An 11,885-nucleotide genomic window follows, 5' to 3' on the forward strand; every position below is an offset into this window, starting at 1 on the left:
GATTCCTTGGGAGGTGTGAATCCGAGAAAAGCCAAGGAGGCCCCGGACGGCCTCTCTTGCGACACTTCCGGGTGGGAAAGGTGCGCAGGGGATGCGGCCCCGGTAGCCTGGAAAGACCATGTCCATCCGCAAGGACTTCATCGAGCGCACCCTGGAGCAGTTCGTCGAGGCGCTCACCCGCCTCATCAAAGCCCGGCGGGAGCACCGGTTCAGTGACTCGCTCAAGGCCATCCGCGAGACGTCGCTGTCCACGCTGGGCATGGAGTACAGCACGCTCCTCATGGCGGACGCCGAGTCCACCTCACGGCTCCTGGGGACGCCCACGCGCGTGAAGATGCTCGCGATGCTCGTGCGCGAGGACGGCGAGCTGATGAAGGCGCAGGGCGACCCGCTCACCGCCGACTCGCGCTTCCTGCTGTCGCTGGAGCTGTACCTGGAGGCGATGACGCTCGGCCTCAATCCAGACACCGCGGACGCCACGGCCATCGCCGAGCTGCGTGTCATCGTGGACACCGCATCGCTCTCCGAGCGTCATCAGCGCATGCTCGTCCTCGCGTGATGCCGCCGCGCGGCAAGCCGGCAACGCAACGCATGCGTCGCATGGCCCCCTCGTCGCTTCGGCGTGGATGACGCGCCGCGCCTCTCGGAAGCCCCTCCCGCGAGGTCGTCTTTCCGACACCGGCCGACCCACGGCACACAGCGTTAGGCCCATTCGCTGACATCGCGTCCTTGGCCTGAGTTGCGGTGCTGTCCGTGAACTCGACTACGATGAATCGCACATCGTCACGCAACACCAGGGGGGTGCGCGCGTGTCCTTCGTCGAGTTTCCCGAGAGCATCATCACCTGTCGCAACCTGGTGGGAGGCGAGTGGCTGGAGCCGGTGGGCGCCATGTCGCTGGAGGTCCGCAGTCCCTATACGGGCGCCCTGATTGGCCGGGTGCCGCTGACCTCCGCGAGCGGCGTCGCGCAGGCGGTGGAGGCCGCGAAGCCCGGCGCGGCGCAGTGGCGGGCCACGTCGCTGCGCGAGCGCACCCAGCACCTCTTGCGCTTCCGCGCGCTGCTGGAGGCCCAGGCGGGTCGGCTGGCGCACCTGGCCGCGGCCGAGGCGGGCAAGACGGTGGCCGAGGCCCGCGCCGGAATCCTCAAGGGCCTGGAGGTATGTGATTTCGCGCTGTCGTTGCAGAACCTGGACAGCGGTGGGCACATGGAGGTCAGCCGGGGCGTCACGTGTGAGTTTCGCCGTGAGCCGTTGGGCATCGTGGCGGGCGTCACGCCTTTCAACTTCCCCGCCATGGTCCCGATGTGGCTGTTCCCCATCGCGGTGACGTTGGGCAATGCCTTCATCCTCAAGCCCTCGGAGAAGGTGCCGCTGACGGCGTGCGCGCTGGGCGAGTTGATGGTGGAGGCGGGCTATCCCGCGGGCGTGTTCTCCGTGGTGCACGGCGGACGCGAGGCGGTGGATGCGCTGGTGGTGCATCCGGACGTGCAGGCGCTGGCCTTCGTGGGCTCGTCCTCGGTGGCGCGGCACCTGTACTCAGAAGGGGGCAAGCGGGGGAAGCGCGTGCTCGCGTTGGGCAGCGCGAAGAACCACCTCATCGTCGTGCCGGACGCGGATCCATCACTGACGCCGCAGGCGGTGGTGGACTCGTTCACGGGCTGCGCCGGGCAGCGGTGCATGGCGGCGAGCGTGCTGCTCGCGGTGGGGGAGGTGCAGCCGCTGGTGGACGACATCGTCCAGCGCGCGGCGCGGTTGGAGCTGGGGCCGGGCATGGGCGCGCTCATCGACCGGGGCGCGGTGGACCGCTTGGAGACGGCCATCGCGCGGGCCAGGGAAGAGGGCGCGCGCGTGCTGTTGGACGGGCGAGGCAGGCGCCCCGCGGGTGAGGCCTGGGCGGGGGGCAACTGGCTGGGGCCCACGATCCTGGATGGGGTGTCGCCGGAGATGGAGGCCGCGCGGCGCGAGCTGTTCGGGCCGGTGCTGTCCATCATCCGCGTGCCCACGCTGTCCGCGGCGTTGGCCGTGGAGAACGCGTCTCCCTATGGGAACGCGGCGTCTGTCTTCACCACCAACGGCGCGGTGGCGCAGGCGGTGGTGGAGGGCGCGCGCGCGGGCATGGTGGGCGTGAACGTGGGCGTGCCGGTGCCGCGCGAGCCGTTCTCCTTTGGCGGCACGGGCGACTCGAAGTTCGGCCACGGCGACGTCACCGGACCCTCCAGCCTCGACTTCTGGACCCAGCTCAAGAAGGTGACGCGCAAGTGGACCGCGCGCACCGACGGCTCGTGGATGAGCTGACGCCGTCGCCTCCTCGTCGCGCTTCCTCGCACATTCGTGTCCCGCGCCCGAGAAGGAGGGCGCACCCATGGCCGACAAGAAGCCCGTGAATCACATCCGCCTCACCTCGCATCCGGACGGTGAAGCTCCGGGTGTGGCCATCCACTGGGGAGACCCCGAGCCCCTGCGTCGGGGGCCCGTGGTGGCCACGCTGGGTGACCCGTCGAAACGCAATGCCATCGGGACGCACTCGGGCGCGTATGCCATCTACCGCGCGCTGGCGGTCTCCGCGGGCAAGCTGCCGCCGGACCACCGCGCGGACCTGACGCACACGTCGCCCGCCGCTCAGATTGGTCCGCATCCCTCGTGGAGCGATGCCTCGCGCATCGTGTCGTTGGACCCGTGGGGCGCCATCGCGCCGCAGGTGTTCCGCGCGTTCCTGGAGCAGGACGTGGACTTCCGGCCCACCATCGCCGTCACGCGGGCGCACATCAACCTGCCCGAGGTGCGCGACGCCATCGCTGCGGGGCGCCTCAAGGCCGATGGCGACCTCGTGGCACCCAACGGCGACATCAAGGTGGTGAAGGCCGCGGTGGAGCCCGTCTGGTATCTGCCCGGCATCGCCAAGCGCTTCGAGCTGACGGAGAGCGCGCTGCGCCGCGGCCTCTTCGAGCACACGGGCGGCATGTTCCCGGAGCTGATTACGCGCCCGGACCTGCACGTGTTCCTGCCGCCCATCGGCGGCCTGTCGCTGTATGTCTTTGGAGACATCGAGTCGCTGGCGGACCGGGACGTGCCGCTGGCGGTGCGCGTGCATGACGAGTGCAACGGCTCGGATGTGTTCGGCAGCGACATCTGCACGTGCCGGCCCTACCTGGCGCACGGCATCGAGGAGTGCGTGCGCACCGCGCAGGGCGGAGGCGCGGGCCTCATCGTGTACCTGCGCAAGGAGGGGCGCGCGCTGGGCGAGGTGACCAAGTTCCTGGTCTACAACGCGCGCAAGCGACAGGAGGGCGGGGATCAGGCGGCCACGTACTTCCAGCGCACCGAGTGCGTCGCGGGCGTGCAGGACATGCGCTTCCAGGAGCTGATGCCGGACGTGCTGCACTGGCTGGGCATCACCCGCATCCACCGCTTCGTGTCGATGAGCGACATGAAGCACGACGCCATCACCCGCTCGGGCATCGAAATCCTGGAGCGCGTCCCCATCCCGGACGAGCTGATTCCAGCGGACGCCAAGGTGGAGATGGAGGCGAAGAAGGCCGCGGGCTACTTCACGCGCGGGCCCGTGGCGGATGCGGACGCGCTGACGCGGGTGAAGGGGCGTGACCTCGATGCTTGACGAGACGACGCCGCGTGCACGGCAGGACGTGTCCCCCACGGTGGCGTGGCTGCGCAGCCCCGCCGCCATCCGCGAGCGGTGCCACCAGATGCTGGACCTGGGGTTGGCGGGGCGCCTGCCGCACTTCCGCGTGGAGCCCTCGCGCTTGCCCGCGGTGGTGGACCGCGTGCTGGCGGTGACGCGCGAGGCCTACCCCACGCTGGACATCCCGGTGCACAGCCGCTGGCGGCACTTCGACGCGGGCGGGGTGCCTCGGCTCGCGGAGCTGGAGGCGCGGCTGTCCAAGCTGTCTCCCGAGGAGCGCGCCCGCGCGAAGCTGGACCTGGTGGTGGTGAGCGTGCTCCTGGACGCGGGCAGCGGGCCGGCGTGGCGCTACCGCGAGCAGGGCGGCGGCACGTATGTCCGCTCGGAGGGGTTGGCGGTGGCCAGCCTGCGCATGTTCATGGCGGGGCTGTTCTCGTCCGACCCGGACCGGCCCCTGCGCGCCGACGCCGAGGCGCTGGGACGGCTCACGCGCGAGTCGCTGGGCCAGGGCCTCCAGGTGACCGGGGACAATCCGCTCCACGGCTTGGAGGGCCGGCTGCACCTCTTGCACGGCGTGTCGCGCGCGCTGCCTCGGCCGGGGGCGATGTTCGACATGCTCGCGGCCCATCGCCGCAGCGTGCGCGCCGCGGAGGTGCTGGGCACGGTGCTGGAGGTGCTGGGCCCCATCTGGCCCGGGCGCGTGATGGTGGACGCGGTGAACCTGGGTGACGTGTGGCCGCACTCGTCCTTGGGGCCGGTGGAGAGCGCGGACGCGCTGGTGCCCTTCCACAAGCTGTCCCAATGGCTGGCGTACTCGCTGATGGAGCCCTTGAACGAGGCGGGCGTGGGCGTGACGGAGCTGGACGCGCTCACGGGGCTGCCCGAGTACCGCAACGGCGGCCTCTTCGTGGACCTGGGCGTGCTGGTGCCCTACGAGACGCGGCTCTTCACGGATGTCTTCGCCCCGGCGGACGAGCCCATCGTGGAGTGGCGCGCGTTGACGGTGGCGCTGCTGGACCGGGTGGCGGCGCTGGTGCGCGGCCGGCTGGGCTTGAGCGCGGAGGAGCTGCCGCTGGCGAAGGTTCTCCAGGGCGGGACGTGGACGGCGGGCCGCCAGGTGGCGGCGGAGAAGCGGGCAGGGGGCGTGCCTCCGATTCGCGTGGAGAGCGACGGGACCGTGTTCTGAAACCAAGTGAGGGAGGGCGCATGGCATTTCCGAACTGCACCGTGGTGGACCACCCGCTGGTGAAGCACAAGCTGACGTTGATGCGGCGCGCGGACACGAGCACCGCGTCCTTTCGCGCGCTGCTCCAGGAGATTTCGCTCCTCCTCGGCTACGAGGCGATGCGGGACCTGAAGCTGCGCGACGAAGAAATCCAGACGCCCATGGCGAAGACGCGGGCGCCGCTGCTGGATGGCAAGAAGCTGGTGCTGGTGCCCATCCTGCGCGCGGGCCAGGGCATCGTGGATGGGATGCTCCAACTCGTGCCGTCGGCGCGCATGGGGCACATCGGCCTGTACCGCGATCCGGAGACGCTCGACGCGGTGGAGTACTACTACAAGGTCCCGGCGAACCTGGCGGACCGCGATGTCATCGTCTGTGACCCGATGCTGGCCACGGGGAACTCGGCGGTGGCGGCGCTCCAGCGGGTGAAGCGCAGCCGCCCCGGCAGCCTGCGCTTCGTGTGTCTGTTGGCGTGTCCCGAGGGACTGACCAACCTGCGCGAGCACCACCCGGACGTGCATGTCTTCACCGCCGCCATCGACGAACGGTTGGATGAGCACGGCTACATCCTGCCGGGCCTGGGCGACGCGGGAGACCGCCTCTTCGGCACGAAGTAGGTGACGTGGATGCGAGCGGGGGCGAGGCCCGAGGCTAGAGTGTGTTCGTGACCTCGTCCGTGTTGTGGCTCGTGCCCCTGCTGTGCGCCGCGTCTCCTGTCCAGGTGGAGCTCGTCTTCGGCGGGGATGTGATTCCACACGGCGAGGTGAAGACCGTTGCCCAGGAGCACGCGCGCCTGGGCTCGGTTCCTCCCGAGGGCGGCGCCGCCCCCTCGCTCAACCACGGTGGGTGGGACCACCTCTTTGGCCCGGTGGCGGACGTGCTGCGCACCGCGGACGTGGGCGTCGTCAATCTGGAGACGCCCGTCACGGACAACCGCAAGGCCGTGACGCGGGAGCTGCTGTTCAACGCGCCCTCGGACCTGGTGCGCGCGTTGTCGAGCGCGGGCGTGAAGGTGGTGTCCACGGGCAACAACCACGCGAGGGACCAGCGGCCCGAGGGACTGGTGGAGACGCTCAAGCACCTGGACGCCACGGGCATCCAGCACACGGGCACGGGGACCACGCTCGCCGCCGCGTGGACGCCGGTGTTCCGCGACGTGGAGGGGGTGCGGCTGGGCTTCCTGTCCTTCACGCGGTGGCTGAATGGCTTCAGCAACCCGAAGGACGCGGAGGCCCCTCACGTGGCCTTCGTGCCCTACGCCGTGCACCGCCTGCACCGCGGGCTCACGCCGGAGGAGGCCACGGAGCAGGTGCGCGCGGCGGCGGCGAAGTGCGACGCGCTGTTCGTGATGGTGCACTGGGGCACCGAGTATGCGGACACGCCGCATCCCGAGGACCGGGCGCTGGGGCGCGCGCTGCTCGACGCAGGGGCGTTCGCCATCATCGGCCACCACCCGCACGTGCTCCAGCCGCTGGAGGCGTACACCACGGCCTCGGGGCGCAAGTCGTTCATCGCGTACTCGCTGGGCAATCTGGTGGCGAACCAGGGGCGCTTCTACAGCCACGCACCGGGCAAGGCGGGCAAGGAGGGGGACAAGCGCGACTCGATGCTCCTGCGCGTCTCCGTGGTCCGTCCCTCGGAAGGCGCCCCCGTGGCGCTGTCGGACGTGGAGGTCCTGCCGGTCTGGATTGAGAACAACGCGGTGGGGCGCAAGCGCGCCGAGGCGCGGAACATCCAACCCGTGCTCATCGACCGCGAGGTGGAGGCGGTGTCCGAGCGGCTGGCGCTGCTCGCCTCGCGCACGGAGACTCCGAGCAAGGACGCGCGCGCGGAGAAGGCGGAGCTGGAGCAGCGCCTGACTCAGTCGCGCTTCCGGCGCGAGCGCATCCTGCGCATGTTGCCCGAGGGCTTCGAGGTGGCGCTGCCTGGGCTGCGTCGCCGCCACGCCTCGGTGCAGGCGACGCCCGCGGCGACCGCGCAGTCGCGGCCCTGATCAACGCACGGGCACGCGGGCGAGCAGGAACTCCACGGCGTCGCGACTTCGAGCACAGCGCTCCTTGAACCCAGCGCTCAGCTCGGGCGTGCGCGTGAGCCGAGTCCAGTAGGCCAATGCCTGACGTCCCGCCTCGGCCCAGACATCGAGGGTGGCGGCGGAAGGGGGCAGCGGCTCGAAGTCGCGTTTGACGAGGCTCGCCCCCACGGGCGCGAAGACCATGGGCAACATGTCGTAGACGGGCGCGAGCCGGAATCGCCCCGGAGACTCCACGTGGAAGGAGAGATTGCCCGGGTGGCGGTCCGTGTTCCCGATGAGCTGACCGAAGGTGTCGAGCCAGCGCACGGCCCGCGCATCCGCGTCGCTCAAGCGCTGCGCGGCGACGAGCTGACGCGAGGCCTCGGTCCAGTCACGGCCCGGGCCGACATAGGCGTGCGTGAGCGCTCGCAGCGAGAGCAGCGGTCGCCGCCCACGGTCGCCCACGCGGTCGCAGCGCTCGACCTCGAGGAACCGGCGTCCGCCGATGTCCATCCAGCGTGAGCGGCTGGCGAGGTGGCCCGAGGCGCGAAGGGTCTCCAGCGCGAGGTGCTCGCAGATGAGCAGGTCTCGCCAACGGCTCGCGGCGCCGCCTCGGTCGGTGTCCGCGAACTTCACCAGCACATGCCGCCCATCCACGAACGCGGTGAACTTGGGCTGGGTGCCGCCCACCGCCGCGCCCGTCGAGACCCCGAGCGAGGAGCGCGCGAGCTCGGAGTAGCGCTCTGGATCCACCGGGAGCGGCGCGCTCGCCAGCCAGCGACTCAAGGACTCACCGCCGAGGATGAGCTGGCCCGTGCAGTCCTCGCCTCGCCGGGCCAGCGCGAGCAGGAGTTGATCCGCGGACCAATCGAGCGGGCGGGAGGGAAGCTCCAGGTCCGGGTGCCGCCGCGAGAAGTCCTGCCCGAGATAGCCCTGCGGCCCCATCTCGGCGACGAAGGGCGGGAGGCCCGCGAAGAACTCGCCGGTCCCGTCGGCGTGCTCGAACCAGTGCTGCCCGTTCGCGAGCAGATGCAGCTCACCGTGACGGTGGATGTGGCCCGCCTCGTCCACGCCGTGCACGGGCACCCGGGTGCCGAGCCCCGCGACCGAACGCGTGTGCGCGTAGCGCGTGGCCCGGCCCTTCCCCATGCGGCAGACGTGCGCGCCGGCCTTGGCGATGAGGCGCGAGAGCGTGGGCTGCGACACGGCGAGCCGCCGAGCCAGCTCACCGGCCTGGATGCGGGGCTGTTGGACCAGGAGCGAGAGAAGTTCGCTCACGACGTCACCTGCTGAATGGAGTCATGAATGGATTCGTGAATGGATTCTGGCCGGATTCTTGAGCCTAAGGCATCGAATTTTCTGGGGTGGATCAGAAGATTTGGACATGGATTTGGTCGACCGGGTAGCGCGCCGGGCGGGGAGCCAGGGCGGTGGCGGATCCGGGCGGTTCTGCACTACAGGTGAAGCCCATGACGTCGCAGGGGACCGCCAGCGAGCCTCGTCCTGGGGCGCAGTCCTCCGCGCCCGCGCGCTCAGGGCGGTGGCTCGCCTTTGTCGGGACGTCGGTGGGGCTCCATGGCGTGTTGGGCGCGTTGCTCGCGCTCGGGCCTTCGCGCGCGCCGCCGCGTCTGCACGACCGCGTGAACGAGCCGGTCGCGGTGGACATCGCCTGGAAGGGCGCGGGTGATGTTCGTTCGCCAGGGCTCGAGGCGGGAGCACACGGCGTGGCCGCGCAGCCCGATGCACCGGCTGCTCACGCCCAGGGGGGGCCGCTGAAGTCCAGCGAGCCCCGTGCGAAAGACGCCCCCGTCGAAGCGCTGGCGCCCCACCCACCGCGTGTCGCCAGCACCCGGTCAGAGCCCGCGAGGAAGCCCAGCGCATCCCACGCCCCCCTCGAACGGACCGCGCCGCCGAGCGCACGGCTCGCGCCGTCGCATCTCGTGCTCCCGCCGCCTGTGCCTGTGCCCTCGCGGACGCCAGAACCCGCGCGAGCCACAAGCGCACGGGCCGAGCCCGCGCCGGTTCCTGGCGCAACCGCTGAACCGTTGCGCGTCGCCAGCGCTCAGCCGCAACCCCTGCCTGCGTTGGGTTCGTCGCCTGCGTCACCCTCGGAATCGCCTCGCTCACCCAGTCCTGAGCTGGGGTTCGCGGCGGAGTCCGCACGGGCCGGAGCCGCGGCCAGCGCTGCGCGCGGTGGGGCCACTCCCTCGGGCGTGACAGGGCCGGGGACCTCCTCGGAGGGAGGGGACGGGCGGCTCGCCATTGTCGACTACACCCTTCGTCTCTCGCGGCGCGTGATGCGTGAGCAACACTATCCCGAGCCCGCGGTGCGGCTGGGAATGAGAGGCATTGCCCAGGTTCGGGTGACCGTGCGACGAGATGGCTCTCTCGCCGCGACGCCCCGGCTCTCGCAGTCCTCGGACTTCGAGCTGCTCGACGTCGAGGCCTTGCGCATGGTGAATGCTTGCGCGCCCTTCGAGCCGCTGCCTGCGTCCTGGCCCTACCTCGAAGCGGAGCTGGTCATCCCCGTGCGCTTCTTCCTCAAGACCGGGAATTGAGCGTCTGACCAAGATTTTCGCGTCCCCCAGCTTGCACTCAGAGTCCAGGCTGTCACTAAGTGGACCCCCCACCCCTGGAGGTCCCATGTTCTCTCGTCGTATCGGGCTGCCCCGTGCCGCATGGGCGGCGCTCGCCATGGCAGGAGCCCTGGCCTGCGCCCCTGTTGAAGAACTCCCCGAGCCAACCCCCGCGCCAGCGTCCGTGAAGCAGGGCCTCGGCGTGCCGGGCTTCGCGGAGCTGCACCACCACATGTTCGCGGAGGAGGCCTTCGGCGGAGGCTGGTTCCACGGCAGCTATACCGGTGCCCTCACCACGTGCGACGGAGGACTTCCGGAGAGTGACCACGCGCGCGTTCGAATGGACCTGAGCAACCTGCTCAATCTGTGTCCCAACTCGGGCGGGGTGGATCTGCGGGGCGTGCCCATCTTGTCGCAGCTCTTTGGCGTGGGCGGCGCGGTGGCCTCGGAGTTCCTTGGGAAGATTGAAGGCACGCAAGGCGACACCGGGCTGCACCTGGGCCGGCGCGTCCCGAACAGCGAGTGGCCGCGCTGGGACACCATCGCGCATCAACAGTCCTGGGAGGGCTGGTTGAAGCAGGCGCATCAAGGGGGCCTGTCGCTGGTGGTGGTCTCCGCCGTCAGCAATCAATTCCTCTGCGAAGCGCTGCCGCCGCAGAACCGCAAGCGGGGCTGTGACGAGATGGCGGACGTGGAGGTCCAGCTCCAACTGGCGCGTCAGTTCGACGCCGCGAATGATTGGGTGGAGATTGCCCTGTCGCCTGCGGATGCCCGGCGGATCATCTCGCAGGGCAAGCTGGCCATGGTGCTCTCCATCGAGACGAGCAAGCTGTTCGGCAGCAAGGACTGGCGCGCGGAGCTCGATCGCTTCCATGCGCTCGGTGTGCGCACGCTCCAGCCCGTGCACCAGTTGGACAACCGCTTCGGCGGCGCGGCGCTGCACAACGTCATCTTCCAGGCGGCGCAGTTCCTGGAGAACTGCCACATCGACACGGACTGCGGCGTCACCGCGGGCAACTTCACGTTGGGCTTCGACGTGGACGCGCAGTGCCGCAACGTGCGCGGACTCACGACGGAAGGCCAGCAGCTGGTGCAGGCGATGATGGACAAGGGGATGCTCATCGACCTGGCCCACCTGTCCGAGAAGGGCGTGAAGGACGCCTACTCGGTGGCGGAGCGGAACAACTACTACCCGCTCTTCATCAGCCACGGACACTTCCGCGAGGTGATGAACGGCAAGCTGGCGGAGAACGAGAAGACGACGCCGGCCTGGGTGGTGCAAATGCTGCGGCGCACGGGCGGCATGTTCGGCCTGCGCACGGCGCACGACGAGACGCGCACGTACACCAAGGCGAACATCGCCAATGACTGCCAGGGCTCCAGCCGCTCCTTCGCGCAGGCGTACGAGTTCGGCCGTCAGGGCCTCAAGGTGCCCATGGCCTTCGGCGCGGACTTCAACGGCTTCATCCAGCAGACGCGTCCGCGCTTCGGTCCGAACGGCGCGTGCTCGGCGGGCTTCCAGGCCGAGGCCGATGCCCAGGAGCACGCGCAGGAACAGCACGGCCCCGCGCGCCTGGGCACGCCCTTTGATGAGCAGGGACTGGCGCACGTGGGCCTGCTGCCCGACCTCTTGAAGGACCTGCGCAACCTGGGGGCGGACACGACCGGATTGAACAATTCCGCCGAGACTTTTATCCGCATGTGGGAGCGCACGAGCGCGGCGCGCGTGGGGATGGCGGACGCGGCGAACGACATGGACACGAGCGGCGTGGCTCCCTGGGTGGCGCCGGGCGAGCGTGAGAAGGCGTACCCCACGGTGTGCGGCAAGGCGTACGCGCCGGACTCAAAGGAGCTGGGGCAGGGCTGCCGCTTCGACGATGAGTGCGTCAGTGAACAGTGCACGTCGGTGCTGTGCGACACGTTCGACGGGCGCTGCGTGTGCAACGACGATGGAGACTGTGGCGCGGCGAGTTACTGCCAGGACGGGGTGCCGGGCAACCCGAGCGACAACGACTGCGTGCCGAGGAAGGCGGACTGGGCCTCGTGCAGTCGAGATGGGCAGTGCCTCTCCGGGGCGTGTGGCGGTTGCCTGAACGCGGTGGGTTGGTGCTACGCGCCGCGTTCGAAGGCGCTTGGGCAGACGTGCAAGTCGGACCGGGAGTGCACGACGGACCGGTGTAGCGCGGACTGCTACTTGAACCCCACGGGCGTGTGCCTCTGCAACAGCGATTCGCAATGTGGGGCGAACCAGTTCTGTGGGTGGGGGCTGAACTCGGGCAAGTGCGTGAACAAGCGCTCCCGGGGCGCGGCCTGTTCGAGCGACCGCGAGTGCCTGTCCGACCGGTGTCGCTGGTCGTTCACCTGCGCGTGAGAAGAAGAGGGGACAGGCAGGCGCCCGAGGTCGGGAGCGGTTTGCGAACTCGGGCGCGGCTGT

The 11,885-nt window shown here is 70.0% G+C and carries 9 protein-coding genes; 8 read left to right on the forward strand and 1 reads right to left on the reverse strand.

Features of this window, described 5'->3' with window-relative positions:
* Positions 1–118 precede the first annotated feature (118 nt).
* From KRR26_RS22800 to KRR26_RS22825, 6 genes are all read left to right on the forward strand, one after another.
* Positions 119–559, forward strand: coding sequence for a hypothetical protein (locus KRR26_RS22800; RefSeq protein WP_120206661.1), 441 nt, complete (start codon positions 119–121; stop codon positions 557–559).
* 250 nt (positions 560–809) lie between these two features.
* Positions 810–2,294: a CoA-acylating methylmalonate-semialdehyde dehydrogenase gene (mmsA, locus tag KRR26_RS22805; RefSeq protein ID WP_120206662.1), complete on the forward strand. Its 1,485-nt coding sequence runs from the start codon at positions 810–812 to the stop codon at positions 2,292–2,294.
* Positions 2,295–2,361: 67 nt separating this feature from the next.
* Entirely contained in the window at positions 2,362–3,615 is a 1,254-nt protein-coding gene (locus tag KRR26_RS22810; protein WP_217080808.1) for a GTP cyclohydrolase II, read from the forward strand.
* Complete coding sequence (locus KRR26_RS22815) at positions 3,608–4,825, forward strand: URC4/urg3 family protein (protein ID WP_120206664.1); 1,218 nt, start codon at positions 3,608–3,610, stop codon at positions 4,823–4,825. The genes KRR26_RS22810 and KRR26_RS22815 overlap by 8 nt, the downstream gene beginning before the upstream one ends.
* A 20-nt stretch (positions 4,826–4,845) precedes the next feature.
* Positions 4,846–5,481: a uracil phosphoribosyltransferase gene (gene upp / locus KRR26_RS22820; protein ID WP_120206665.1), complete on the forward strand. Its 636-nt coding sequence runs from the start codon at positions 4,846–4,848 to the stop codon at positions 5,479–5,481.
* 47 nt (positions 5,482–5,528) lie between these two features.
* Complete coding sequence (locus tag KRR26_RS22825; protein WP_120206756.1) at positions 5,529–6,857, forward strand: CapA family protein; 1,329 nt, start codon at positions 5,529–5,531, stop codon at positions 6,855–6,857.
* Here the strand turns inward: KRR26_RS22825 and yjjJ are convergent, their stop codons facing one another.
* On the reverse strand, positions 6,858–8,153 hold the full coding sequence (gene yjjJ, locus KRR26_RS22830; protein WP_120206666.1) for a type II toxin-antitoxin system HipA family toxin YjjJ: 1,296 nt from the start codon (positions 8,151–8,153) through the stop codon (positions 6,858–6,860).
* Positions 8,154–9,172: 1,019 nt separating this feature from the next.
* Here yjjJ and KRR26_RS22835 point away from each other — a divergent pair.
* A complete protein-coding gene (locus KRR26_RS22835) occupies positions 9,173–9,433 on the forward strand; it encodes a TonB family protein (RefSeq protein ID WP_217080809.1) in 261 nt (86 codons plus the stop codon).
* 85 nt (positions 9,434–9,518) lie between these two features.
* The gene (locus KRR26_RS22840) at positions 9,519–11,822 is read left to right on the forward strand and encodes a membrane dipeptidase (RefSeq protein ID WP_217080810.1); all 2,304 of its coding nucleotides are present in this window, start codon (positions 9,519–9,521) and stop codon (positions 11,820–11,822) included.
* Positions 11,823–11,885: the final 63 nt, after the last annotated feature.

The organism is Citreicoccus inhibens, assembly GCF_019039035.1.
GTDB classification, from domain to species: domain Bacteria; phylum Myxococcota; class Myxococcia; order Myxococcales; family Myxococcaceae; genus Citreicoccus; species Citreicoccus inhibens.